At 74.5% G+C, this 25,671-nt stretch carries 18 protein-coding genes; 10 read left to right on the forward strand and 8 right to left on the reverse strand.

Features of this window, described 5'->3' with window-relative positions:
• Positions 1 to 41 precede the first annotated feature (41 nt).
• The 3 genes from AACH11_RS09435 to AACH11_RS09445 all read left to right on the forward strand — a co-directional run bounded on the left by AACH11_RS09435 (position 42) and on the right by AACH11_RS09445 (position 4,370).
• On the forward strand, positions 42 to 1,319 hold the full coding sequence (locus AACH11_RS09435; protein ID WP_341373961.1) for a lipoprotein-releasing ABC transporter permease subunit: 1,278 nt from the start codon (positions 42 to 44) through the stop codon (positions 1,317 to 1,319).
• Positions 1,312 to 2,049: a lipoprotein-releasing ABC transporter ATP-binding protein LolD gene (lolD, locus tag AACH11_RS09440; RefSeq protein ID WP_341373962.1), complete on the forward strand. Its 738-nt coding sequence runs from the start codon at positions 1,312 to 1,314 to the stop codon at positions 2,047 to 2,049. Before AACH11_RS09435 ends, lolD begins: the two co-directional genes overlap by 8 nt.
• A gap of 188 nt (positions 2,050 to 2,237) precedes the next feature.
• On the forward strand, positions 2,238 to 4,370 hold the full coding sequence (locus AACH11_RS09445) for a response regulator (RefSeq protein WP_341373963.1): 2,133 nt from the start codon (positions 2,238 to 2,240) through the stop codon (positions 4,368 to 4,370).
• Positions 4,371 to 4,388: 18 nt separating this feature from the next.
• On the opposite strand, the gene AACH11_RS09450 is transcribed toward AACH11_RS09445, so the two are convergent.
• The gene (locus tag AACH11_RS09450) at positions 4,389 to 5,852 is read right to left on the reverse strand and encodes a nickel-dependent hydrogenase large subunit (RefSeq protein ID WP_341373964.1); all 1,464 of its coding nucleotides are present in this window, start codon (positions 5,850 to 5,852) and stop codon (positions 4,389 to 4,391) included.
• A 434-nt stretch (positions 5,853 to 6,286) separates the two neighbouring features.
• On the opposite strand from AACH11_RS09450, the gene AACH11_RS09455 reads away from it, so the two are divergent.
• Together AACH11_RS09455 and AACH11_RS09460 are read left to right on the forward strand one after the other, a co-directional pair.
• On the forward strand, positions 6,287 to 7,393 hold the full coding sequence (locus AACH11_RS09455; protein WP_341373965.1) for a DnaJ domain-containing protein: 1,107 nt from the start codon (positions 6,287 to 6,289) through the stop codon (positions 7,391 to 7,393).
• 136 nt (positions 7,394 to 7,529) lie between these two features.
• The gene (locus AACH11_RS09460) at positions 7,530 to 7,889 is read left to right on the forward strand and encodes a hypothetical protein (RefSeq protein WP_341373966.1); all 360 of its coding nucleotides are present in this window, start codon (positions 7,530 to 7,532) and stop codon (positions 7,887 to 7,889) included.
• A 174-nt stretch (positions 7,890 to 8,063) separates the two neighbouring features.
• Here AACH11_RS09460 and gloA2 read toward each other — a convergent pair whose 3' ends face one another.
• Positions 8,064 to 8,465 carry an SMU1112c/YaeR family gloxylase I-like metalloprotein gene (gloA2, locus tag AACH11_RS09465; RefSeq protein ID WP_341373967.1) on the reverse strand — a complete coding sequence of 134 codons (402 nt, stop codon included), beginning with the start codon at positions 8,463 to 8,465 and terminating at the stop codon, positions 8,064 to 8,066.
• A gap of 134 nt (positions 8,466 to 8,599) precedes the next feature.
• Positions 8,600 to 12,028 carry a response regulator gene (locus tag AACH11_RS09470; RefSeq protein WP_341373968.1) on the reverse strand — a complete coding sequence of 1,143 codons (3,429 nt, stop codon included), beginning with the start codon at positions 12,026 to 12,028 and terminating at the stop codon, positions 8,600 to 8,602.
• Between the two features lie 243 nt (positions 12,029 to 12,271).
• On the opposite strand from AACH11_RS09470, the gene rimO reads away from it, so the two are divergent.
• Both rimO and AACH11_RS09480 read left to right on the forward strand, forming a co-directional pair.
• Positions 12,272 to 13,690 (forward strand): 30S ribosomal protein S12 methylthiotransferase RimO, encoded by a 1,419-nt coding sequence (gene rimO, locus AACH11_RS09475; protein ID WP_341373969.1) that lies wholly within the window; start codon positions 12,272 to 12,274, stop codon positions 13,688 to 13,690.
• Between the two features lie 453 nt (positions 13,691 to 14,143).
• Positions 14,144 to 15,385, forward strand: a complete 1,242-nt coding sequence (locus AACH11_RS09480) for a PLP-dependent transferase (protein WP_341373970.1) — start codon at positions 14,144 to 14,146, stop codon at positions 15,383 to 15,385.
• 28 nt (positions 15,386 to 15,413) lie between these two features.
• Here AACH11_RS09480 and AACH11_RS09485 read toward each other — a convergent pair whose 3' ends face one another.
• Positions 15,414 to 17,042, reverse strand: a complete 1,629-nt coding sequence (locus AACH11_RS09485) for a methyl-accepting chemotaxis protein (RefSeq protein WP_341373971.1) — start codon at positions 17,040 to 17,042, stop codon at positions 15,414 to 15,416.
• Between the two features lie 338 nt (positions 17,043 to 17,380).
• On the opposite strand from AACH11_RS09485, the gene AACH11_RS09490 reads away from it, so the two are divergent.
• The 3 genes from AACH11_RS09490 to AACH11_RS09500 all read left to right on the forward strand — a co-directional run bounded on the left by AACH11_RS09490 (position 17,381) and on the right by AACH11_RS09500 (position 21,560).
• Positions 17,381 to 18,730 (forward strand): putative bifunctional diguanylate cyclase/phosphodiesterase, encoded by a 1,350-nt coding sequence (locus tag AACH11_RS09490; RefSeq protein WP_341373972.1) that lies wholly within the window; start codon positions 17,381 to 17,383, stop codon positions 18,728 to 18,730.
• 35 nt (positions 18,731 to 18,765) lie between these two features.
• Positions 18,766 to 19,185 (forward strand): BLUF domain-containing protein, encoded by a 420-nt coding sequence (locus AACH11_RS09495; protein ID WP_341373973.1) that lies wholly within the window; start codon positions 18,766 to 18,768, stop codon positions 19,183 to 19,185.
• 143 nt (positions 19,186 to 19,328) lie between these two features.
• Positions 19,329 to 21,560: a phospholipase C/P1 nuclease family protein gene (locus AACH11_RS09500; protein ID WP_341373974.1), complete on the forward strand. Its 2,232-nt coding sequence runs from the start codon at positions 19,329 to 19,331 to the stop codon at positions 21,558 to 21,560.
• A gap of 103 nt (positions 21,561 to 21,663) precedes the next feature.
• On the opposite strand, the gene argG is transcribed toward AACH11_RS09500, so the two are convergent.
• The 4 genes from argG to AACH11_RS09520 all read right to left on the reverse strand — a co-directional run bounded on the left by argG (position 21,664) and on the right by AACH11_RS09520 (position 25,394).
• The gene (gene argG / locus AACH11_RS09505; protein WP_341373975.1) at positions 21,664 to 23,016 is read right to left on the reverse strand and encodes an argininosuccinate synthase; all 1,353 of its coding nucleotides are present in this window, start codon (positions 23,014 to 23,016) and stop codon (positions 21,664 to 21,666) included.
• Positions 23,017 to 23,124: 108 nt separating this feature from the next.
• Positions 23,125 to 24,012 carry a DMT family transporter gene (locus AACH11_RS09510; RefSeq protein ID WP_341373976.1) on the reverse strand — a complete coding sequence of 296 codons (888 nt, stop codon included), beginning with the start codon at positions 24,010 to 24,012 and terminating at the stop codon, positions 23,125 to 23,127.
• 117 nt (positions 24,013 to 24,129) lie between these two features.
• Complete coding sequence (locus AACH11_RS09515; protein ID WP_341373977.1) at positions 24,130 to 24,840, reverse strand: methylated-DNA--[protein]-cysteine S-methyltransferase; 711 nt, start codon at positions 24,838 to 24,840, stop codon at positions 24,130 to 24,132.
• Complete coding sequence (locus AACH11_RS09520) at positions 24,837 to 25,394, reverse strand: Ada metal-binding domain-containing protein (protein WP_341373978.1); 558 nt, start codon at positions 25,392 to 25,394, stop codon at positions 24,837 to 24,839. The genes AACH11_RS09515 and AACH11_RS09520 overlap by 4 nt, the downstream gene beginning before the upstream one ends.
• Positions 25,395 to 25,671: the final 277 nt, after the last annotated feature.

Consider the following 25,671-nt stretch of genomic DNA (forward strand, 5'->3'; position numbering starts at 1 on the left):
CGGCCCGTCGGAGCGCCGCGAGCGGTTAGCATGCCGGCCCCATGAGATCGGTGTTTGCGGGCTGGAACATGCCCTATGAATGGCAGATCGGCTGGCGCTACACCCGCGCCGGCCGGGCGGGCCGCCGCAATGGCTTCATCTCCTTCATCAGCCTGGTGTCGGTGCTGGGCATCGCGCTCGGCGTGGCGGCGCTGATCATCGTGCTGTCGGTGATGAACGGCTTCCAGAAGGAGGTCACCGGGCGCATGCTCAGCGTGGTCTCCCACATCGAGGTCTTCGACAGCCAGGGCGGTGCGCTGGCCGACTGGCAGCCGCTGGCCGAGAAGCTGACGCGCCAGGCGGGCGTGGTCGCCGCCGCGCCCTTCATCGCCAGCCAGTCGCTGATCGGCCATGGCGAGGAGATGCGCGGCGCCGTGGTGCGCGGCATCGATCCGGCGCGCGAGGCCGCCGTCACCCCGCTGGCCGCGCAGCTGCGCGACACCACGCTGGCCGCGCTGCAGCCCGGCGCCTGGAACATCGTGCTCGGCGAGGAGCTGGCCCGGCTGCTGCGCGTGCGCGTCGGCGACGAGGTCACGCTGGTGGCGCCGGGCGGCCAGATGACGCCGGCCGGCACGCTGCCGCGCTTCAAGACCTTCCATGTCGCCGGCACCTTCCATGTCGGCCACTACGAGTACGACAGCGCGCTGGCGCTGATCCATCTGGAGGACGCCCAGCGCCTGTACCGGCTCGAAGGCCCGTCGGGCCTGCAGCTCAAGCTCGCCGATCTGCACCAGGCCCCGCGCATCGGCGAGCAGCTGCTGCCCGAGCTGCCGCCGCTGGCCGCGCTGCGCGACTGGACGCAGACCAACCGCGTCTGGTTCGACGCCGTGCAGGTCGAGAAACGCATGATGGCCATCATCCTGACGCTGATCGTCGCGGTGGCCGCCTTCAACCTGGTCAGCACGCTGGTGATGACGGTGACCGACAAGCGGGCCGACATCGCCATCCTGCGCACGCTCGGCGCGGCGCCGCGCTCGATCATGGCCATCTTCGTCGTGCAGGGTGCGGCCAGCGGGGTGATCGGCACGCTGGCCGGGGTCGGGCTCGGCCTGGCGGTGGCCTTCCACATCGACGTCATCGTGCCGGCCATCGAGCGCGCGCTGGGCGTGAGCTTCCTGCCGGGCAACATCTACCTGATCACCCGCATGCCCAGCGATCCGCAGTGGGGCGACGTGATGCCGATCACCGTGATCTCGCTGGTGCTGGCCTTCGTCGCCACGCTGTACCCGAGCTGGCGCGCCAGCCGCATCAACCCGGCCGAGGCCTTGCGTTATGAGTGATCCGCTGAGCGTGGCGGCCGGTGCGCCGGCAGCGCCTGCTGCCTTCGATCATGAGGTGTTGCGTTGCACCGGCCTGGGCAAGCGATACGACGAGGGCGGCCTGAGCGTCGAGGTGCTGGCCGACATCGATCTGGCCGTGCAGGCCGGGCGCACGCTGGCCATCGTCGGCTCGTCGGGCTCGGGCAAGAGCACGCTGCTGCACCTGCTGGGCGGGCTGGACGCGCCCAGCCGTGGCCGGGTCGTGCTCCAGGGCCAGGATCTGTCCGGCCTGTCGCCGGCGGCCCTCGGCGCCTGGCGCAACCGCCATCTGGGCTTCGTCTACCAGTTCCACCACCTGCTGCCGGAGTTCAGCGCGCTGGACAACGTGGCGATGCCGCTGCGCATCCGCCGCGAATCGCCGGCACGCGCCCGCGAGGCGGCGGCGCAGCTGCTCGAACGCGTGGGCCTGAGCGCGCGCATGGCCCACGCGCCATCGCAGCTGTCGGGCGGCGAGCGCCAGCGGGTGGCGATCGCCCGCGCGCTGGTCACCGGCCCGGCCTGCGTGCTGGCCGACGAGCCCACCGGCAACCTCGACCGCGGCAGCGCCGATGTGGTGTTCCAGCTGATGCTGGCGCTGGCGCGCGAGCGCGGCACCGCCTTCGTGATGGTGACGCACGACCCGGCGCTGGCCGCGCGCTGCGACCGCCAGCTGTCGCTGCGCGCCGGGCGGCTCGATCCGCCGTCGGGCTGAGTGCGGCGGGGCGCGGCGGGGTGGGGCGCCCGCCGCCGTCCCGCGGCGGGCATGCCCGGCTGCAGCGGCCGGCGCGCCGATGGTAGAAACGCCGCATGCGTGCCGATGAGCCTCCCGCCACCGACCGCCCGTCAGAGGCTGTCCCCGCTGTTCCCGCTGTTCCTGCCGTCCCCGATGCGGCTCCGGCGGTGGTCGCCCCTGAGGCCACCACCGCCCCGAGCCTGCAGTCCGAACTCGCCGCCGCCCGTGCCGAGACCGCCGCGCTGCAGGCCACCGTGCAGGCCCTGCAGGCCGATCTGCGGCAGGCGCGCGACGACGCCGCCCGCGCCCGCGAGCGCAACGCCTTCCTGGAGAGCCTGCTCGACCACCTGCCCGGCCGCGTCGCCTACTGGGATGCCGGTCTGCGGCTGCGCCATGCCAATGCCTCGTGGTTCGCGTTCAACCGGCTCGATCCGGTCGCCTCGATCGGCCAGGCGGCGCACACGCTGCGGCCGTCCTTCGTCGCGCCCGAATCGCTGGTGCGCATGACGCGGGCGCTCGAAGGCCATGCCCAGACCTACGAGCGCGAGACCTGGCGCGACGACCGCCGCCAGGTCGACCTGATCGCCCATCTGCCCGACGGTGACGAGCAGGGCCGCGTGCACGGCTTCGTGGTGCTGGCCACCGACGTCACCGAGCTCAAGCGCACGCAGGATGCGCTGGCCGGTGCGCGCGACGCGGCGGACGCCGCCAGCCGCGCCAAGAGCGCCTTCCTGGCCAACATGAGCCACGAGATCCGCACGCCGATGAACGCCATCATCGGCCTGGCCCATCTGCTGCGGCGCGATGCGCTCGACAGCCTGCAGTGCGACCGGCTGGACAAGCTCGGTGACGCCGCCCAGCACCTGCTGCGCCTGCTCAACGACGTGCTGGACCTCAGCAAGATCGACGCCGGCAAGCTGGTGCTCGAACGCACCGCCTTCGCGCCCGAGCTGCTGCTGGGCCGGGTGCTGGAGATGGTCGGCGAGCCGGCGCGGGCCAAGGGCCTGGAGCTGGTGCTCGATGCCAGCGGCCTGCCGCCACGCGTCTTCGGCGACCCGACGCGGCTCAGCCAGGCCCTGCTGAACCTGCTGAGCAATGCGGTGAAGTTCACCGAGCAGGGCTTCGTGCGCCTGCGCGCCGAGCCGCAGTGGCGCCATGGCGAGCAGCTGCAGCTGCGCATCGAGGTCCACGACAGCGGCATCGGCATCGTCGCGACGGACCTGCCGCGGTTGTTCACCGCCTTCGAGCAGGCCGACGCCAGCATGACCCGGCGCTACGGCGGCACCGGCCTGGGCCTGGCGCTGACGCGCGAGCTGGCGCGGCTGATGGACGGCGAGGTCGGTGTCGACAGCCAGCCCGGCCAGGGCAGCCGCTTCTGGATGACGCTGCGCCTGGGCTGCGATGCCGAGGCCCAGGCCCCGCTGCCGGCGCCCGAGCTGCGCGGCCTGCGCGCGCTGCTGGTCGATGACCTGCCCGAGGCGCGGGCGGCGCTGCGCGACCAGCTCGAACAGTTCGGTCTCGAGGTCGAACTGGCGACCGACGGCCAGGACGCGCTGCGCCGCGCCGAGCGGGCGCTGCACCACGGCAGTCCGCACGACGTGGCCCTCGTCGACTGGCGCATGCCCGGGATCGACGGCTGCGAGACGGTGCGCCGGCTCGACGCGCTGCTGGGCCATGCCCGCCCGCCGGTGCTGCTGGTCAGCGCCTGGGACGAGGCGGCCCTGCGTCAGCAGGCGCAGACGCTGGCCGCCTGCTCGGTGCTGATCAAGCCGGTGTGCGCGTCGGTGCTGCTCGACCATCTGCTGCTGGCCGTGCGCCGTCATGGCGGCGTGCCGGTGCCGCAGCCCGGCGAGGTCGACCTGGCCGAGCGCACGCTGCGCGAGCGCCATGCCGGCGCCCATGTGCTGCTGGTCGACGACAACCCGGTCAACCGCGAGGTCGCCACCGCGCTGCTGCAGCGCGCCGGTCTGCGCGTGAGCACGGCCGACGGCGGTGTGGCCGCGCTGCAGCAGCTGATGCAGCACCGCCCCGACCTCGTGCTGATGGACGTGCAGATGCCCGGCCTGGACGGCCTGGGCGCGACCCGTGCCTTGCGCGCGCTGCCGCGGCCCTGGTTGCCGGTGCTGGCGATGACCGCCCATGCCGGCGACGAGGCCCGCCGCGCCTGCCTGGCCGCCGGCATGGACGACCACCTGGTCAAGCCGGTCGAGGCCGGCACGCTGTATGCGCGGCTGCTGCACTGGCTGGCGCAGCCGGCGCCGCCGGTCGCACCGGTGGTCGGGCCGGTGGAGCCGATCTGAGGGCGCGGCGGCCGGCCCTCAGTGCACGGTGCAGACCATGCAGGGGTCGAAGCTGCGCACGATGTGCTGCACCGCCACCGGCGTGGTCTCGCCCGGGCGCACCGGCGCGCCGACGAGGGCGGCCTCCAGCGCGCCGGGGCGGCCGTCGCGGTCGCGCGGCGAGAAGTTCCAGCTCGTCGGCGCGATGATCTGGTAGTGCGCCAGGCGGCCCTGCTCGATGCGCAGCCAGTGGCCGAGCGCGCCGCGGGCGGCCTCGGTCAGGCCGCAGCCCTCGGCCTGGTCGGGCCAGGCGTGCTCGGTGTGGAAGGGCTCGCCCGGGCGCAGCGCGCGCAGCCAGTCCTCCATCCAGACCACCAGCTGGCACAGCTCGCGCACCCGCGCCAGCACGCGCTGGGTGGCGCCCACGCCGTCACGTGCGACGAGGTCGTGCAGCAGCGGCACGCCGCCGACCAGTGCCCGGGCGATGGCGCCGCATTCGGCCACCTCTCCGGCCAGGCGCGGCGCCTTGTTCCAGGTGTAGGCGCCGGGCTTGTCGGCCGCCGGCAGGGTCTGGCCCTGGGCCGGATGGCGCGCGGCGGTCTCGCCCGCGTTGAGCCAGGCGTGGGCGCTGTCCTCGGTGACGGCGGCCGGATCGAAGGGGCGGGCGGCGGCATCGCCCGCCCGCCAGGTGCCGCGCGGCAGCGCCCAGCCGCCACCCGGCTGCGCATAGGCGCCGTGGCACAGCATCACCGTGTGGCTGAGGCCGAGCCGCTGCAGCGCCAGATCGTCGGCGATGCGCCACCACAGGCGCAGGTCGCCGCGGTCGGGCGCGGCGTCGACCCAGGCGGCCAGGGCGCCCGCGTCGGCCAGCGCCAGCCAGGGCTCCAGCGGCGTGTCGCCCAGCAGATCGCGTTCGAGAAAGCCGCGCAGCTCGCGCACCCGGGTGATCAGGCGCAGGCGCTCGGCCGCGTCGATCGCGCGCGTGCTGCCGCCCGGGCGCACGCCGTGCGTGTGCGGCCAGCGCCCGCCGAGCGTGCCCAGCAGTGTGAACCAGCGCTGGCGGGCGGCGATCGCCGCCCGCTGCTGACGGCCCTGCAGCGGCGCCCAGCGCGCCAGCGCCTCGGCATGCCAGGGCCGGTCGGCATAGACCGGCCGCGTGAAGTCGGGCAGGAAGAACAGGTAGAAGTGGCTCAGGTGATCGGCCGCGTTCTCGGTCGCCGCCATCAGGTTCAGCGCCAGGCGGCCGTTGGGCGGCGGCTGCACGCCGATGGCATCGGCCAGCGCCAGCGCCGCGGCCACCGACTGGCTGACCGAGCAGATGCCGCAGATGCGCGGCACGATGGCCAGCGCGTCGGCCGCCGGCCGGCCCGGCAGCATCTGCTCGAAGCCGCGGTACATGGTCGAGACCACGCGGGCCTCGGCCACCTGGCCCTCGGCCAGCGTCAGCTGCACCTCCAGGTCCCCTTCCACCCGGTTGAAGGGGCCGACGATCAGCCGGCTCATCGCGTGAGCCGGCGCAGGCGGCGGCGCGTGTCAGGGCCGGGCAGGCCGGCGGGGCTGGCGGGGCTGACGGGGCTGACGGGGCTGACGGGGCTGACGGGGCCGGCGGGGCTGACGTCAGGGGCGGGCAGGGCGGGGCGCGCGGACATGGGCGGGATCATCGCCGATTGCCGGGGGGCGCTTGGCAGATGGGAGCTGGGCGATGGGCGATGGATCCGTGCGGCCTGTGCGGCCCGTGCGGCCCGTGCGCCGCCACGCGTACCACCGCTCTCGCCACCCGGACCCGCGTGCGCACGGCACGGCCGCATCCGCCGTGCACGCACCGCCGCGATGCACGCGCCTGACGCCGCTCAAGCCCGCCGGCCGTTGTCCGATAAGGTCGAACAGTGGCCGGGTGCTGTTCCTTGCCCGTCCCACCCGTCTGGCCGCCCACGCGCATGTCCGATCCCCCTGACGACCCGCTGAACGACGCTTGCGCGGACAACCGGCGCAACCACTACCGCGTCCTGCACGTGCAGCCCGAGGCGCCGATCGAGGTCATCAAGGCCAGCTACCGCACGCTGATGCTGCAGCTGCGCACCCATCCCGATCTCGGCGGCCGCCACACCGAGGCGGCCATGGTCAACGCCGCCTGGCATGTGTTGTCCGATCCGCTGCGCCGCGCCGACTACGACGCCCGCCTGCGCCGCCAGACCGAGGCCGCACGCGGCGCGCTCGACGCCCAGGATGACCCCGGCGGCCACGCCGGCGCCAGCGCCCGCGGTCCCAGCCGCCGCGCGCCGACGGACGGCTTCCAGCCCTTTGCCGCCCGCCGGGCCCAGGCCGCCTACGGCCAGGCCGGCACCGGCGCGGGGCCGGCTGCCGGTCCGGCTGCGGCGTCGGGGGCCGGCTCAGGCCCCGGTGCCGACCCGCCGCCGGGCGCACGGGCCGGTGCCGCCGCCGACGCCGACGCCTCGGCCGCGGCGTCGTCCGCCGAGGCGTCCGGCGCCCCCGGCGCCCCCGCCGGCCGCCGGCCCGACGACGCCAGCGCGGACGATCACCCCGGCAGCCGCAGCAGTGCCTGGCCCGTGCCCTGGCCCGAACGCGGCGACGGCAGCGGTCTGCGCCTGAGCCCGCTGCCGCCGCGCCATGTCTGCCCGCTGTGCGGCCATGCCAATCTGCTGACGCTGCGGCCCGACAGCCGCTGCGCCCGCTGCCAGGCGCCGCTGGCCCCGCTGCCCCAGCCGGGGCGCCAGGGCCAGGAGCTGTTCGGCCGCCGCGACGCGGTGCGGCGTGACCAGGGCCATGTGGCCAGCCTGCACGTCGGCTGGCCGGCGCCGGCCCTGCCGGTGCGCTGGCGCGACCTGTCGCTGACCGGCGCCAGCGTCTATGTGCCGCAGCCGATCGAGCCGGGCCAGCGTGTGTGGCTGCTCGACCAGGCCCTGGAGGCGGTGGCCGAGGTCGTCGGCTGCCGGCCGCAGGGCAGTCTGCAGGTGCTGCACCTGCGCCTGCTCAGCGCGGTGATGCTGCAGTCCACCGGCGTGTTCGTCTCCGCCCAGGCCTGAGCTGTGACCGGAGGCCGGACCGGACCCGGCCCGGCGGCGGTCGGGCCGAGCCGCCGCCGGCCTGTGGCAACATGCGCCCCCTTTTTTGCTCATTCCCGACGGCGGCCGCACCCAAGGCCGGGCCGTCCGACCCCTCATGGACCTGAAACTGCCCATCACCATCCAGGACGAAATGGACGACGAGGTGATCCAGAGCCGTGGCCTGCTCGACCTGGCCAGCGGCGAGATCACCGACGTCCGTTACGAGGACCACGACCTGGAAGACGACGGCTTTCCGGCCGAGCGCGACGACTACGACTTCACCTGCGGCACGCTGAGCAACGGCAGCCGCGACGTCGAATTCCGCGTCGAGGTCGACGTCGTCGGCCGCCGCTACTCGATCACGCCGAGCGAGCTGCTGGAGCTCAAGGGCCGCGCCGCCAAGCTGTTCTCGACCAATCCCGACGCGCCGCCGGCCCCGCCGCCGGCCAAGAAGGCGCCGCGCCGCCGCGCCTGAGCCCTGGCGGGCGTCCGCCCCGCCCACGCCCACGCCCGGGGCGTTCCGGGAGGCCGTGGCCGGTGGGCGCAGGCGGTCGCTGCGGTTGATACCGGGCGGCGACGCCCCACACCGGCGGTCCGGCAGGCGTTTGCGGTGTCCGGACGCGGGCCGGGCACCGGCGCGTGCGCGGGCTCAGTCCCCGGCCGGCGCCTGTTCGTAGAGCTCCAGCGGCAGCCCGTCGGGGTCGGCGAAGAAGGTGTAGGCGCGGCCGGTGTATTCGTCGATGCGGATCGGCTCGACGGCCACGCCGGCGGCCTCCAGCTCGGCCTTGGCCGCCGCCACGTCGGCGACGACGAAGGCGATGTGGCGTGCGCCGCAGGCCTCGGGCCGGCTCGGCCGCGCCGGTGGCGACGGAAACGAGAAGAGCTCGATCTGTCCGCCGTCAGGCAGGGCCAGATCGCACTTCCAGGAATCGCGCGCGGCGCGGTGGTGCTCGGCCTGCACGCGCAGGCCGAGGATGGCGGTGTAGAAATGCCGCGAGCGCGCGTAGTCCGACGCGATCACGGCCACATGGTGCAGGCCTTGCAGGATCATGGGGCGGCAGGGGTGGCGGGTCGGCCGACAGGGGCCGATCGGGGCTGATACGGGCTGGTATGGCCGGATGGGCGGCCGTGGAAGGGATGGCGTGGCGACGGCCTCCGGCCATCGGCGCCTCCCACCAGCCGATGCTACGGCCGACCCGCCCGAGGATCGGCGCCCTGGCGCGGGTCCGCCGACAGGTGCTGCCGCGCCGCCGCCACCGACGCATCCCAGATCCGCAGCAGCGTCTGGGCGTCCGCGGCCGTGAGGTGATCGGCGGCGCCGTCCGCGCCGTCCACGCCTTCGGCCGGATCGCCGGGGTCCGCTCCGCCCGCGCCTCCCGCTCCGGCCGCCGCGCCGTGGCCGCAGGCCAGGGCCGAGGCCGTCGTCCAGCCGGCTTCGACCGTCTCGCAGGCCTGTTGCAGCCGCAGCGCGCCGATCTGCGCGGCCGAGCCCTTGAGCGTGTGGACCAGATGGCCGACCAGCCGGCTGTCCGCCGCGGCCCAGGCCTGCTGCAAGCGCGCGCGCGCCGCGGGCTGGTGGTCGACGAAGTGGTTGAGCATGGCCCGGTACAGCGCCTGCCCCCCGCCGCACAGCATCAGGCCGCGTTGCAGGTCGATCAGCACGGCCTCGGCCGGCGGCGGCGGCGCCACCGGTGCGCGCCGGCCGTGCTGCAGCCAGTGCCCGACCTGCAGCACGAGGCTGGTCGGGAGGACCGGCTTGCACAGGTGATCGTCCATGCCGGCCGCCAGGCAGCGCTGGCGGTCTTCCTCGGCGCCGTTGGCCGTCAGGGCGATCACCGGGACCCGGTGCAGCGCCGGCATCTGGCGCAGCACCTCGGTCGTGCGCACGCCGTCGAGCCGCGGCATCTGCACGTCCATCAGCACCAGATCGGGCGTGTGGTGCTCCAGCCATTCCAGTGCCATCAGGCCGTCCTCGGCGGTCGACACCTCGATGCCCGCATGGCGCAGCGCATCGGCCGCCACCTCCCGGTTCAAGGCGTTGTCGTCGACGACCAGCACATGGGGCCGCCGTGAAGGCGCCGGGGCGGCGGCCGGCACGGGCGCGATCCCGGCGGCCGCGTCCGGGGCCGCGGCGGCGCCGGCGACGGGCCCGACCGGAAGCTCCGGTGGCCGGTCCGGCGAGCGCTCCTCCCGGCTCTCGCCGGGCCCGGCCTCCGGTGGCGAGCGCACGGCGAGGAGCCGTTGCAGCAGATGGTCGAGCTGGCGGGGTTGCAGCGGCTTGTCCAGCCGCGCGTCGAAGCCTTCGGGCAGCGGGCCACCCACGGTCGGCGGGCTGAACAGTGCCAGCAGCGGAGGCCCCGGCAGCTGCAGGGCGCGGATGGCCAGACCCAGCGCCGTGCCGTCCATGTCCGGCATCTGCGCATCGATGCAGATCAGGGCGGGGGCCTGCTCGCCGGCCTGCTCGGTGACCAGACGCGCCAGCGCATGGGCGGCGTCATCGACGGCGGTCACCGTCAGTCCGGCCGCCTGCAGCCGCTGCTGCAGCGCCTGGCGGGCCGGTGGCAGGTCGTCGATCACCAGGGCCCGCAGGCCGGACAGGGCGGCCAGGGCCGTCCGGGACGGTGCGGCCGCGAGGCCGTCGCCATCGCCGGTGGCCTGCGCGGGTGGCCGCCGCTCGGGGCCGGTGTGACGGCGGCAGGGCAGATCGAGCTGCCACGGGGCGTCGTCGGCCGGGCCATCGGCGGCGGTGATCTCCTGCCGCATCCAGCGCCCGCCCAGGCGCTCACACAGCGCACGGGCCAGCGATTCGGCCAGGCAGGCGGTCGCGCGCAGGGCGGCGGGGGGTGTCGATGACGGCCGTCCGGCCGGCGTGCCCGGGCGTGCGGCCGCGCTCTGCAGGGTCAGCTCCAGCCGCAGCCGCCCTTCGGCGGGGCCTTCCGCGGGGCCCTCGGCCGGTCCACCCGGTGCGGCCTGTGCGCCAGGCCCGCCGAGCGCCGCGTCACCCTCGCGTGCCGGTCCGCCGGGGCCGGTCGATCCGCTGCGGGCCTCCCGGGGCGGTCCACCGGGCGGGGTGTCCGGCGACGGCCCCAGCGTCACCACCAGCGCCCCGGCATCGGCCGAGGCCTGCAGCACCGCATGGCCCAGGCCGAGCAGCAGCGCCCGCCAGAGCGTGGGCGTGGCCACCCGCCAGTCGTCGACGGCCGGGTCGACCTGCAGCACCAGCTCCCGATGACGGGCGCGGCCGGCACGGGCCAGGCGCTGCAGGGCCTCGGCCGCCAGCAGGCCCAGGGGGGCGGGGGTCTCGTCATGGCCGTTGCCGCCGGACGGGGCCGGGCTCCGGGTGCTGCCCGGGGCGGCATCGTGCGCCGGGGGCGATGGCGGCTCGGTCACCGCGTCCAGCAGCAGCTGCAGGTCCTGCAGCAGTTGCCAGGATTCGGCCGCCGCGCCCTGTCCCGCCAGCGGGCCGAGGGCGGTGCCCAGGCGCTGCAGCGGGGCCCGCCAGCTGGTGGCCAACCACTGCAGCTGCAGGTTCATGGCCCGCGTCTCGGCGCGGGCCAGCTCGGCGTCCTGCGCCTCCAGGGACAGGTCGCACAGGCCCAGCACGCAGCCCGTGGCGCTGCGCCGCCCATGGAGCTGCAGCAGGCGGCGCCGGCCGTCGCCGTCGCGCCAGGGCAGGTGCAGCACCGGCAGCAGGGCCCCGTCGGGCCCCTGGCCGCCGGTCCACAACCAGCTGTGGGCGAGGCTGCCGAGCACCTGGGCATCGCTGAGCCCGCGCTGGCACCAGTCGGCGATCGGCATGCCCGGCGTCACCGGACCGGCCAGGGCCCGGAAGGCCGGGTTGGCGTCGACGATGCCGCCGTCGCGCAGCACCGCCAGTGCGGCGGGCGCCTGCTCGAACAGCGGCTGGAAGCGGGCCGCCTGGTGGCAGTCCTGCAGTTCATGCCGCAGCAGGGCCAGTTGCTGCTCGGCCTCTACCAGGGCGGTGATGTCCCGCGACAGCATCAGCACGTGCTCGTCATCGTCCTGGCCGGCGGCCGTCTTGCGTCCGGAGGCCAGTTCGAACCAGCGCGCCTGTCCGTCCGGCAGGGTCAGCTGGATGCGGCGGCCCTGGTCGCGGCCGTGAAGCTGCGCGGCGGCGAGCGATTCATGGACGATGGCCGCCGCCGCGGGCGGCAGCAGGTCATCGACCCGCCGGCCGATGATGTGCTGCGGCGCGGCGGCCAGCAGCGCCGAATCCTGGCCCACATGGACCGCCACGTAGCGCCCGGCCAGATCGAATTCGAACAGCAGGTCGGGCAGGGCGGCCAGCGTGGCGTCGAGCTGGCGTGACAGGCGCCGGGCCTGGACGGCGGCGGCCTCGCGTTCGGCCTCGACACGGGCGTGGGCCCGGCGCAGGCCTTGCAGCCGCAGCTGGGCCAGCAAGGCCCAGCCCGCCCCGACGATGCCGAGCGCCGCCCCCAGCCAGGGGCCCCAGAGGGTGACATCGGTGCCGAGCGCGCCGGCCGCTCCGGCGGCCGCCGGCTGTGCCAGCGCGGCGGTGCCGAGCACCGGCACCAGGCCCCCGGCCAGCGCCCGTGCCAGGCCAGCCGCCCGGGCCCACGGGTGCGGGGTCATGGCGCCGGCGATACCGGTGGCGTCGGCTGCATCGGCGGCAAGGCGGCGCCGACGGCCCGGACAGCGGGGCGCGGACGCGACAGGACGAGGGCGTGGGGGCATGCGGCGCAGGCGTGGGCTGGATCAGGGCGTGATACTGCGCGTGCCCGACTCCAGTGCAGTCTACGACGCCGGGACCGGGTTTCGCGACCCGACGCCGGGCCCGTTTCCCGGTGCGCGGCGGACATCGCCGACAATCGGGGCATGAGCGCAGACTCCTCCCCCGCGCCGCACGCAGCCGCTGCGGCCCCCAAGATCGGCTTCGTCAGTCTCGGTTGTCCGAAGGCGCTGACGGATTCCGAACTGATCCTGACCCAGCTCAGCGCCGAAGGCTATGCGACCAGCAAGACCTTCGAGGGCGCCGATCTGGTGATCGTCAACACCTGCGGCTTCATCGATGATGCCGTGAAGGAAAGCCTGGACACCATCGGCGAGGCGCTGGCGGCCAACGGCAAGGTGATCGTCACCGGCTGTCTCGGTGCCAAGGCCGGCGACGGTGGCGGCAACCTGGTGCAGCAGGTGCATCCCAAGGTGCTGGCCGTCACCGGGCCGCATGCCACGCAGGAGGTGATGGACGCCGTCCACACCCATGTGCCCAAGCCGCACGATCCCTTCGTCGACCTGCTGCCCGAGGTGCGCAGCCAGTTCCGCGGCGAGGCCGGCATCAAGCTGACGCCGCGGCACTACGCCTACCTGAAGATCAGCGAGGGCTGCAACCACCGCTGCACCTTCTGCATCATCCCCAGCATGCGCGGCGATCTGGTCTCGCGTCCGGTCGGCGATGTGCTGAAGGAGGCGCAGGCGCTGTTCGAGAGCGGCGTCAAGGAGCTGCTGGTCGTCAGCCAGGACACGAGCGCCTACGGTGTCGACGTCAAGTACCGCACCGGTTTCTGGGACGGCCGTCCGGTCAGGACCCGCATGACCGAGCTGTGCATCGCGCTGGCCGAGCTGGCGGGCAAGCACGGCGCCTGGGTGCGGCTGCACTACGTCTACCCGTATCCGCACGTGGACGAGCTGCTGCCGCTGATGCGCGACGGCCTGATCCTGCCCTACCTGGACGTGCCGTTCCAGCACAGCCATCCCGACGTGCTGCGGCGCATGAAGCGGCCGGCCTCGGGCGAGAAGAACCTGGACCGTCTGCTGGCCTGGCGCGAGGCCTGCCCGGATCTGGTCATCCGCAGCACCTTCATCGCCGGTTTTCCGGGCGAGACGGAAGCGGAGTTCGAGCATCTGCTGGACTTCGTGCGCGCGGCGCAGATCGACCGCGCGGGTTGCTTCGCCTACTCGCCGGTGACGGGTGCGGCGGCCAACGAGCTGCCGGGCGCGCTGCCTGACGCCTTGCGTGAGGAGCGTCGGGCGCGTTTCATGGCGGTGGCCGAGGAGGTGTCGGTGCAGCGTCTGGCGCGTCGGGTGGGTGCGACGATGCAGGTGCTGGTCGATCATGCGCCGGCACTCGGTCGCAAGGGCGGCCGCGGCCGCAGCTTCGCCGATGCGCCGGAGATCGATGGCACCGTGCGTCTGCTGCCGCCGGAGAAGGCCAGCAAGACGCTGAAGGTCGGTGAGTTCACCAAGGCCCGGATCATCGCGGTCGAGGGGCATGACCTGATCGGGTTGCCGGTCTGACGGTCTGACGTTCGTTCTGCTGGCTCCTTGGCTGGCTGGCTGGCTGGTGGGTGGGGTCGGAGCGGGCGCGCCGGGATGGGGTGCCCCCTTTCACTCCATGTCCCCCGCCCTCGGCCCTGCGGGCCTCGGGCTCCTCCTTGACTTGCGTGAAAGGGGGCACCCCATCCCGGCGCTCGGCGATGACCTCGGCACGCGAGGTCTGCGACCGTGGACGTGCCGACCGTGGACCTGCGGTGTCTGCGACCGTGGACCTGCGGGGTGCTTCACGGGGGCGAGGGCGCCGGGTGGCTGGATCACGCAGGTCAAGGAGGAGGGCCGCAGGCCCGGGGGACACGGAGTGATCCGGCCACCCGGTGACCTCGGCCCTCGCGCAGGTCTGCGGCCAGCGATCGCCCGCCCAGCGAACAACCTCGCCAAGCCTCCCCACCCCCGGCCTTCGGTAGCATGGCCCCGATGAGCCAAGCCCCGAAGCCCCCCCTGGAGCCGATCACCGGCCTGATCCACCACCCCTACCGCGCCCCCGAAGGCTGGGACGCCGTGCCGCCGGGTGTCTTCAAGGGCTCGACCGTCTGCTTCCCCGATGTGGCCGCCATGCGTGCACGCCACTGGACACAGCGTGGCGTCTACACCTACGGACTGAGGGGCACGCCGACCACCTACACGCTGGAGGAACGGCTGGCCACCCTCGAGGGCGGCACGCACTGCGTGCTGGCACCGTCCGGCCTCGCCGCCATCGCCACCGTCAACCAGGCGCTGCTGCGCACGGGCGACGTGCTGTTCCTGCCCGCCAATGTCTACGGCCCCTCGCGCGAGCTGGCGCGCCACGAACTGGCCGACTGGGGCATCAGCCACCGCCTGTACGACCCCCTGCAGCCGCAGACGCTGGCCGACGCCCTGGCCGCCGAGCCGGCGCAGCAGGCCGACGGCCGGCCGCGCACCCGCCTGGTCTGGCTGGAGGCCGCCGGCTCGGTGACGATGGAGTTCCCCGACCTGACCGGCCTGCTGGCCGCCGCCCGCACCCACGGCGCGATCACCGCGCTCGACAACACCTGGGGCGCGGGCCTGGCGCTGCGGGCCTTCGATCTGGCGGACGATGGCCAGGGCGGGCGCTGCGGTGTCGACATCAGCATGCACGCGCTGACCAAGTACCCCTCGGGCGGCGCCGATGTGCTGATGGGCAGCATCGTCACCCGCGACGAGGCGCTGCACCGGCGCATCCTGGCCACCCACGGTCGGCTCGGCCTGGGCGTGGCGGCCAATGACGTGGAGGCGGTGCTGCGCGGGCTGCCGACCGTGGCGCTGCGCTACCACGCACAGGACGCGGCCGCCCGCCAGCTGGCGCAGTGGCTGGCCGGCCAGCCGCGCGTCGCCCGCGTGCTGCATCCGGCCTTGCCGGACGCCCCCGGCCATGCGCACTGGGCCACGCACTGCACCGCGGCGGCCGGCATCTTCTCGGTCCTGCTCGATCCGGCGCTGAGCGCCGCCCAGGTCGACGGTTTCGTCGACGGGCTGCAGCTGTTTCGCATCGGCTACAGCTGGGGCGGGCCGGTCAGCCTGGCCGTGCCCTACGACCTGCGCCTGATGCGCGAGGACCGCCGCGGCCTGGACGGCCACCTGGTGCGGCTGTGCATCGGCCTGGAGGCCGTGGCCGATCTGCAGGCCGATCTGGCGCGGGGGCTGGCCGCGCTGGGCTGATCCCTCGGGCCGCACCGGGCCCGCGGCGTCAGAAGAAGTCGACCGAACTGCCCGTCGTGGCCGGCGGGGCCGCCGGTCCGGCCTGCCGCTGCGCGGCGTCCCGCGGGCTGCGGGCCGCGGTCGATGTCCGGGCCGGGGGCGATGTCTCGGTCGAGTACGAGTACGAGTGCGAGTGCGAGTGCGAGTGCGAGGTCGACGTCTCGGTCGACGCCGGCGCATCGTCGGCCAGCATGCCTTCGGCGGCCACCGCCTCGCGCAGGCGCTCGGCGCTCTCGTGCATGGCCTGCGAGGCCATCACCGAGCCGGCCACCATGGCCGCGTTGGCGTCCGTCAGCTCGGTGATCCGCACCAGCCCGTCGAGCACCCCCTGCAGGGCCTGCGCCTGGTCCTGGGCGTCGTCATTGAGGCGGCCCATGTGGCCGGCCACGCTGTCGACGGCTTCGCAGGTCTGGCCCAGCGTGCGGTGCAGTGCGCTGACCTCGCGTGCGCCGTCATCGGCCAGCTCGGTCGTGCGGCGGATCTGGGCGCGCACCGCCTCGGCCATCTGCGCGCTGCGCTGCGCCAGCGTGCGCACCTCGGCGGCGACGACGGCGAAGCCGCGGCCGGCCTCGCCCGCGCGAGCGGCCTCGACGGCCGCGTTGAGCGCCAGCAGATTGGTCTGGAAGGCCACGCCCTCGATCGCCGACAGGCTCTCGCGCATCGCGCCGGCGGCCTGCTGGATGCGGGCCATCGCCTGCTCGGCCGCATCGGCGGCCTGGCTGCCGGCGTGGCCCTGTTCGCGCAGCTGCTCGCAGTGGCTGCGCACGCGCGTGGCCAGCTCGGCGGTCTGGCTGACGCGGCCGCTGAGTGCACGCACCTCGCCCTCGCTGGCCTTGAGCTGCAGCGTCTGCTCATCGGTGCGCATGGCCAGCGACTGGGCATTGCCGGACATGGTGTCGCCGGCGGCGGCCACGTCCTGCGTGCCCTGCATCAGCGTGTCCACCAGCGTGTGCAGGCGGTCCTGGGTGCGCTGCAGCGCGCGCACGCTGCGCCGGGTGCGTGCCTGCAGCACCATCAGCCCCTCGACCAGCATCACCAGCATCGCGGCCAGGCCCAGCAGCACCCGTCCGTAACGCAGTTCGATCTCGGTGTAGGCGCCGGCCAGGCAGGCGACGGTCAGCAGCGGATGGGCCAGCAGCATGGCGGCCACCGCCCGGTGGCTGCGCAGGCGCCCATGGCGCCAGGCCAGCGCGACGCAGCCGACCAGCAGCAGGTCGTAGGCGGCATTGGCCCAGGGGCGGGAGAGCGTCGTCAGCGCCATCGCGCCGGCCGTCGCGCCGAACACCAGTGCGCTGGCCACGCGCAGGCGCTGGCGGGCCCCGCGGTCGAGCTCCAGGGCCAGCGCGAAGGCCTCCAGCGCCAGGCCCCAGACCAGCATCGACAGCAGCAGCGCCGTCAGCGTCAAGGGCGGGATGTGGGCCAGCCGCACCTCCAGGCCGTAGTAGACGGCGCCGATGGTCGCGCTGACGGTCAGCAGCAGCCACTGACGTTGGCGCAAATGCCACCAGGTGGCACCGCCGACGGCCGTGAGCACCGCGGCGAACAGCGCGGCGCACAGCGAGAGCACCTGGGTGGTGCCCAGGGCGGACAGCACGGCAGGGGCGGGGGTGTGCGGCATCGGAGGTGGGGCGAGCATCAGGGCGATGCTGCCCACATCGGTTGTTCGCGGCCGCGCTGCAGGGGGCGAGGGCGGTCCGCGGGGGCCCGGTGCGCATGCCGCCCGGCCGAGCGTGACGGGCTGCGCGCCAGGCGCAGCCAGCGCCGCGGCCCGCTGACGGGTCCGGCTGGATGCCGAGGGATGCCAGGCCCGCCCCGGGGCGCTTCCCGGAGCGCGATGTCCGGCCCGCCCCTGCCCATCCGGGGGGACCTTCCGGATCAAGTCGGCCGCCGTTCTGCCGACCTTGCGGGAACGATGCGGCACCGACGGTGCCGCCGGCCCTGTGCGACTGCTGACCGATGACCTCTTGCGCGCCGTCCGACCCCCTGCCGCTGGATGCCCTGACCGGCCTGTGCCAGCGGCCGGCCTTCCGTCGCCTGCTGGCCGCCCGCCTGGCGCAGGCGCCGCAGGAGGAGCTGACGTTGCTGTGGGTCGACCTGGACCGCTTCCAGGCCGTCAACGAGGCCCACGGGCTGGACACCGGCGACGCCGTGTTGACGACGATGGCCGGGCGCCTGCGGGCGCTGGCCGGCCCGGCCGCGCTGCTCGGCCGGGCCGGTGACGACGTGTTCGTGTGGGCGGTGCCCCAGGGGGAGTCGTCGGGCGGGGTGGCCGCGCTGGCACGGGATCTGGCGGCGCGGCTGCACCTGCCCTGCGTGCCGGCGCGCGCGGACGGACCGGACCCGGCCCTGACCGTCAGCGCCAGCATCGGCATCGCGGTCGCGCCCTGGGATGCCACCGAGGCCGATGCGCTGCTGCGGGCCGCCGAGCTCGCGGCCCGCGCGGCCAAGTCCCTGGGCGGCGACCAGCAGTGCTTCTACGAGCCGGCGATGGGGCGGCAGCAGGGCCGCGAGCGCCAGCTCGAATCCCGCCTGCACGAGGCCGTCGCGCGGGGAGATCTGGCGCTGGTCTTCCAGCCCCAGGTGCGGATGGGCGACGGCCAGGTCCAGGGCCTGGAGGCCCTGCTGCGCTGGCGTCATCCCGAGCTGGGGCCGATCAGCCCGGCCGAGTTCATCCCGCTGGCCGAGCGCAGCGGCCTGATCGTGCCGATCGGCCGCTGGGTGCTGCACGAGGCCTGCCGCCAGGCGGCGCAGTGGCCGCAGCCGCTGCGCGTGGCGGTCAACGTCTCGGCCCGCCAGCTGCGCGCGCGCGGCCTGGCCCAGGACGTCTTCGACGCCCTGCGGGCCAGCGGCCTGCCGCCGCAGCGGCTGGAGCTGGAGATCACCGAGGCCGGCCTGATCGATGATCCGGAGCAGGTCGGCAGCCTGCTGCACGGCCTGCGCGAGCGCGGCATCCGGCTCGCCCTCGATGATTTCGGCACCGGCTATTCGTCGCTGGCCTACCTGCGCCGCTTCCCCTTCGATGTGCTCAAGATCGACCGCAGCTTCGTCGTCGATGCCGCGGCGCGCGACGATGCGCGGGCGGTGCTGCAGGCCATCAGCACGCTGGGCCATGCCCTCGGCATGAGCACCGTGGCCGAGGGCGTCGAGACGCCGGAGCAGCTGGCCACCGTGCAGGCCTGTGGCTGCAGCGAGATCCAGGGCTATCTGTTCAGTGCGCCACGGCCACCACAGCAGGTGCTGGAGGCCTTGCGCGATGGCTGGCCGTCATGGCCCGCGCCGCCGGTGCCCGTCACCGGCCTCTCCTGATGCCCGCGACCGGCACAGGCTTCAAGGAAACACCCATGTACGAGCAACTGGTCTATGTCAGCCGGGCCTCGCCCGGCGTCGGCCCGCGCGATTGCCACGACATCATCCGCACCGCCCACAACCGCAACCGCCTGCTGGGCCTGACCGGCGGACTGCTGCTGCTCGACGGCTTCTTCGTGCAGGTGCTCGAAGGCGATCGCCGGCGGGTGCGGCAGCGCTTCGAGGTCATCGCGCGCGATCCGCGCCACGCGGCGATCCAGCTGCGTGGCCAGCGTCACTCCGACCGCCTGCAGTTCGCCGGCGAGTGGATGGCCCTGCGCCACCGCGACGAGCTGCCGCCCGGTCTGCTCGAACAGCTGGGCTACCGGCCGGGGCTGCCGTCCGTCGCCTTCGATGCCGACCGTCTGGTGGCCTTCGTCCAGACCTGCTGCACCGCGCCGCTGACCACGGCCTGAGCGGCCTCTGCGCCCCCGGTCCGCAGCCCCCGGGCCTGCGGGGCTCGGTGCGGTGGCGCGGCCGGCCACCGCCTAGCATCGCGGATCAGCGGTGCCGCCTGCCGTCGGGTCGGTCCCGGCGCACGGCGCCGGGAGACCTGCGCTTGGCCCACCGTTTCACCCGCGGCAACACCGCCGCCACCGCGTCGCTCAAGGACCTGATCGAGGCCCGCGACGCCTACCACCTGCACCTGGCCAACCTGCCCCATGTGGTGGGCACGGCGCTGGGCCGCTACCGCATCCGCGACACCGATGCCGACTGGCTGGCGCCGGCGCCCACCCCGGCGGCGGTGCCCGCCGGTGCGGCCAGCGCCGCCGTCGCGGTGCCGCCGCCGCCCCGCACGCTGGCCAACAGCGCGGTGCGCGACTGGTCCTGGCCGGCGGTGCTGGTCTTCGTCGATGCCTGGTGCGAGCCGCAGCAGCTGGCCGAGCGCCCCGGCGCGGCCGTGCCCCCGCTGCTGCACCTGCCCGACGGCCGCCAGGTGCTGACCTGTGTCGTGCGGGTGGCGCCGCGCACTCAGCGGCTGGCCTCCGAGACGATGGCGCGCACCGGCGTGCGCCGGCCGGGACCGGGCCTGCAGATGCTGGCCGAGCACCAGGGCCTGACGCGCACCGGCGTGGTCTCGGCGCTCGTCAGCGACGGTGAGACGGTCTACGCGCTGGGCAGCCGCCACGTCAGCGGCCAGTGCCACGACGTCTGGGTGCTGACGCGCGATGGCCGCCAGCGCATCGGCCGGCCCGGCGCACGTGCCGTCGACCACGTGCCGCTGGAGGACCACTATCCCGGCGTGACGCCCGGCCGCGCCCGCCTCACGCTGGACGCCGCGCTGATCCCGCTGGAGCGGGCCGACCGCTGGACGCCGCGCCTGCTGGGCATCGGCGCGCCGGGCGAGCCGCTGGACCTGGGCCCGCACACGCTGTCACTCGGCATCATCGGCTGCCCGGTGATGGCGATGCTGCCGGGCGGCCACCGGGTCGAGGGCTCGGTGCAGGGCCTGTTCTTCCGCCATGCCGGGCTGGGTGGGCAGGACCACGTGACCGAGTACCTGATCGGCCCGCGGCCGGGCGAGCGCGCGGTCGACACCCGCCCGGGCGATTCCGGCGTGGTCTGGTTCTGGGACCACGACGTGCCCGGCGAGCGCGGCCCCGGCGCCGATCCGCAGGCCCCGCTGCGGCCGCTGGCCATCCAGTGGGGCGGTCAGGGCTGGCTGGACGCGGGCCCGGCCACCGGCGGCGAGTTCGCGCTGGCCGCAGGCTTCGCCAGCGTCTGCCGCGCGCTCGACGTGCGCCTGCTGCGCGACGAGGACAGCGATCTCGGCCGTTACTGGGGCAAGGTCGGCCACTACCACATCGGCTGGGTGGCCTGCGCGCGGCTGAAGTCGGCCCGCGCCCGCGCCTTCTTCGCCGCCAACGCGGCGGCCATCGGCGTCAGCGACGGCGATCTGGCCGCCGGCCGGCTGCCGAGCGCGACCCAGACCAGCGGCTTCATCGCGCTGGCCGACGTGCCCGATCTGGTCTGGCGCAGCCGCCGGCCCAAGGACGCGGCCAACCACTTCGCCGCCATCGACCAGCCCGGCGCCGGGCCGTACGCCGGCCGCACGCTGCTGTCGATGTGGTTGGAGGACCCGGCCAGCCGCACGCCGCAGGTCTGGACGGCCTTCCACGATGCGCTCGATCCGCGCTCGGTGCCACGCAGCCGTGGCGCGCTGCCCTTTCGCGTGGCCCAGCTCCATGCGCTGATGGTCGAGCGCCTGCGGGCCCGTGATCTGGCCGGTTATCTGTGTGCCGCTGGCGTGCTCGCCCATCACGTGGGCGACGCGGCCCAGCCGCTGCACCTGTCCAGCCTGCACCACGGCGACACCGGCACGGACGACGATGACGAGGTGCATGCCGTCTACGAGGACGACATGCTGGAGCAGTGCCGCGAGGCGCTGATGGCCGGCGTGGCCGCGCGCCTGGCGCAGGCGGCCACGCCGCGGCCGTTCAAGGGCGCCGCGGCGGCGGCCGATCAGGTGATGCGCCTGATGCAGCGCACCCTGGCGCGCCTGCCACCGACCGAGATCCTGGCCACCTGGCAGGCCGTGCGCGGCCGCGGCCAGGCGCGCGCGATGTGGGCGGTGCTGGGCGAGCGCACGATGGACGCGATGGCCGACAGCGCCGTGACCCTGGCCTGGCTGTGGCAGTCCGCCTGGACCGAGGCCGGCGCCGACGCGGCCGGTGCCTGGACGCTGCGCGCGCTGCGCGAGCCGGTCAGCACCGCCGCGCTGAAGGCCCTGTACGAGGACAAGACCTTCGCCGAATCGCGCTGGCTGGCGCAGATGACGATGCCGGGCTGACGGGAGGCCGGGGCCGGCGCCTGCCGCACCCGGCGCACCCGGCGCATCAGGCGCATCAGGCGCCCGGGACCGCCTGTGCAGGCCCGGGCAGGTCTGCCGTCGCTCAGCCCTGGCTGGCCTCGCCCGGCGACGACAGCAGCGGGATCGCGCCGTCGCTGGTCGCGCCCAGCAGGCCGGTGCGGGTGTAGATGCCCAGCTTGTCGCGGGTGTCGACGATGTCGAGGTTGCGCATGGTCAGCTGGCCGATGCGGTCGGCCGGGCTGAACGGCGCGTCCTCGACCTTCTCCATCGACAGGCGCTCGGGCTTGTAGGTCAGGTTGGGGCTGACCGTGTTCATGATCGAGTAGTCGTTGCCGCGGCGCAGTTCCAGCGTCACCTCGCCGGTGATGGCCTTGGCCACCCAGCGTTGCGCCGTCTCGCGCAGCATCATGCTCTGCGGGTCGAACCAGCGGCCGTGGTACAGCAGCTTGCCCAGGCGGCGGCCGTTGGCGCGGTACTGCTCGATGGTGTCCTCGTTGTGGATGCCGGTCACCAGGCGCTCGTAGGCGATGTGCAGCAGCGCCATGCCCGGGGCTTCATAGATGCCGCGGCTCTTGGCCTCGATGATGCGGTTCTCGATCTGGTCGCACATGCCCAGGCCGTGGCGGCCGCCGATCTTGTTGGCCTCCTCGAAGAGCGCGACCAGCGAGCCCGGACGCTGGCCGTTGATCGCCACCGGCACGCCCTCGGCGAACTCGATGCTCACGCTCTCGGCCTTGACCGCCACGTCGTCACGCCAGAAGGCCACGCCCATGATGGGCTTGACGATGTGCATGCCGGCGTTCAGGAACTCCAGGTCCTTGGCCTCGTGCGTGGCGCCCAGCATGTTGCTGTCGGTGCTGTACGCCTTCTCGACCGACATCTTGTAGTCGAAGCCGTTGGCGATGAGGAACTCGCTCATCTCCTTGCGGCCGCCCAGCTCGTCGATGAAGGTCTGGTCCAGCCAGGGCTTGTAGATGCGCAGCGCCGGGTTGGCCAGCAGGCCGTAGCGGTAGAAGCGCTCGATGTCGTTGCCCTTGAAGGTGCTGCCATCGCCCCAGATGTGGACGTTGTCCTCCTTCATGGCCACCACCAGCGCGGTGCCGGTCACGGCACGGCCCAGCGGCGTGGTGTTGAAGTAGGTGGCGCCACCGGTGGCCACGTGGAAGGCGCCGCACTGGATGGCGGCCAGGCCTTCGGCGGCCAGCTGGCCACGGCAGTCGATCAGGCGGGCGATCTCGGCGCCATAGGCCAGGGCCTTGCGCGGGATGTCGTCGTAGTCGCTCTCATCCGGCTGACCGAGGTTGGCGGTGTAGGCGCAGGGCACGGCGCCCTTGTTCTTCATCCAGCGCACGGCGGCGCTGGTGTCCAGACCGCCGGAGAACGCGATGCCGACGCGCTCGCCCAGGGGAAGCTTCTGCAGGATGTTGGCAGCCACGGTGTGAGCCCTTTGTTCTGACTGACTTTGACTGGCGGTGCCGGCCGCCGGACCCGGACCGGGCCCGGCACACGGGGCCGGCCGCGCGCGCGAGGAAAACCCGTGATTCTAGGCGGCCGGCCGCCGCGGCCACAGGCCGAGCACCAGCACCGTGCCGACCAGGATCACCCCGCCACCGACCAGCATCGGCAGCGTCACCGCCTCGCCCAGCACCGCCGCGCCCCAGGCGGCGGCGAACACCGGCACCAGGAAGGTGACCGACGCGGCGGAGGTGGCGCCGACCTGGGCCAGCAGCCGGAAGTACAGGATGTAGGCCACGCCCGAGCACAGAAAGGCCAGCACCGCCATCAGCAGCCACTGCAGCGGCGTGGCGGAGACCGCCGGCCAGGTCAGCAGCGCCGGGCCGGCCAGCACCAGCGTGGCCGACAGCTGCGAGCCGGCGGCCATGGCCATCGCCGGCACGCCCTTCAGCCGGCTGCGGCTGTAGCAGGCGGCATGCGCGTACATCAGCGTGGCGGCGATGCAGGCGGCCACCGCCAGCGCATTGGCACGGTCGAGCTGGCCGGTCTGCAGACCGGCCTTGACCAGGGCCAGCCCGGTGACGCCGATGAAGCCCAGCACCAGGCCGGCGATGCGCCAGCCGGTCAGCCGGTCGCCCAGCCACAGCCAGGCCAGCAGCGCGGTGTAGAGCGGCGTGCCGGCGTTGAACACCGCCGTCAGGTTCGACGGCAGCTGCTGCACGGCCCAGGCGTAGCAGAGAAAGGGCAGGGCGGAGTTGGTCAGGCCCACCAGCAGCAGCTGCGGCGCGCGCTCGCGCAGGGCCGCGCCTTCGCCGCGCCACAGCGCGATCGGCACCAGCAGCGCCGCAGCGCCGGCCACCCGCAGCCAGGCTGTGCCCGCGGGCCCGAAGACCGGCACCACCAGGCGCATGAACAGGAAGGAGCTGCCCCAGATGGTGGCCAGCAGCAGCAGATCGGTCAGGTGTCGGGGTTTCATGGCGGGGCTCGCGGGGCGAGCCGTGGGAACGTCAGCCGGGGCGCAGCGGGCGGCACCCGGGCGATGAGCGCGGGGCCGACCCGCGAGTGTGCCTGCGCCGCGGGGGCGGGATTCGCGTCAACAGGGCGCCAGGCTCGCCGCTTCCCATTGCAGCAAGGCCTGTTTGCGCGGCAGGCCGCCGGCATAGCCGGTCAGGCTGCCGTCGCGGCCGATCACGCGGTGGCAGGGCACCAGCAGCGTCACCGGGTTGCGGCCGACGGCCGAGCCGACCGCGCGCGGCGAGGTGCGCCGGCCCAGGACCGGCGCCAGCCGATCGGCCAGATCCTGGTAGCTGGGCCGCTCGGCGGTGCGCAGTGCGGCCAGCGCCTGCCAGACCGCCTGCTGGAAGGGCGTGCCGCTGCGCAGGTCGAGCGGCAGGCGGGGGGTGTCGGCCTCGCCGCTGCGCCACAGGTGGGTCGAGCCAGAGCGATCCCCGGTCGGATCCCCAGACCGATCCGTTAGCGCTAGCGTGATCGCGGATGTCTCCGGCAGGTGGGGGTGGCCGGACGGCGGGCGCGAGACGGCCGCGGCCTGCAGCGCGCCGAGCGCCGTCAGCGGGCTGCCCGGTGCCTGCCAGCCGTCGAAATAGGTCGTCAGCAGGTCGGCCGTCTGGTGCAGCCAGGGGTGATCGGGGTCCGCGGGGGCGTCCAGCGGGCCCGGGTGGTGGCGTTCGTCGTCGAACCACAGGCCGCACAGGCCGAGCGCGGTGACGGCGGCCGTCATCGGGCCCAGCGGGGTGTCCAGGCGGGTCTGGGCGATCAGCGGGGGCAGGCGGTGGGAAGCGCTCATCGGCAGGGCGGAACGGCGGGGGCCGGGGTGGGTGTCGGATCGGCGCGGACCGTCCGACGCTGGTCATGCCACCAGGCCAGCGGGGCCAGGCCGTGGCGGCGGACGAAGATGCGGCGCAGGTGGCGCGGGCTGATGCCCAGGCGCGCCGCGATGGGGCCGAGGGCCGGTGGGCGCGCGGTCTGCAGCGTGGGGCGCAGCCAGTCGGCGGCGAGATCGGCCAGCGTGGCCGGGCCGTCGACCCGGGCCAGCCCCGGCGCCTGCTCGGGCCGGCAGCGCAGACAGGCGCGGAAGCCGGCGGCCTCGGCCTGGGTGGCCTGTGCGAAGAAGCGGCAGTTCTCGCGCCGCGGCAGCCGCACCCGGCACACCGGCCGGCAGTAGATGCCGGTGGAGGTGACGCCGATCCACAGCCGGCCGTCGGCGTGGGCGTCGTGGTGCTGCCAGGCGGCCCAGGCCGCGTCCTCGTCGGCCACGGTGCCGCGCGCCGCGCGCCAGGCCGCACGCCCGGGGCGGGGCGGCGGGCGAGGTGCGGCGGGCGGCGGAGCGGCGGCGGGCATGGCGGCCATCATAGGCAGCGCCGGGGGCGGCGGTGTGCGCGGCCGCGGACCTGTGAGCGTCCGGGCGCCGGCCGGCCACCCCTGCGTCATGGCCACGGTCACCGTCATCGCCACCCGGCCCGGGCGCCGCGCGTCGGCGGCCCGCGGGGCGGCACGGATCGCCGGTGTCCGTCCGCCAGCGGTCCGGGCCCCTAATGTGTCGGTGCCGGATGGGGTGTCCACCCCACGCGCACGGGGCCCGGACCGCCGCGGGCCGTCGGGGCCCCTCCTAGAATGC

The sequence above is a fragment of the Pseudaquabacterium rugosum genome, from assembly GCF_038066575.1.
GTDB classification, from domain to species: domain Bacteria; phylum Pseudomonadota; class Gammaproteobacteria; order Burkholderiales; family Burkholderiaceae_C; genus Pseudaquabacterium; species Pseudaquabacterium rugosum.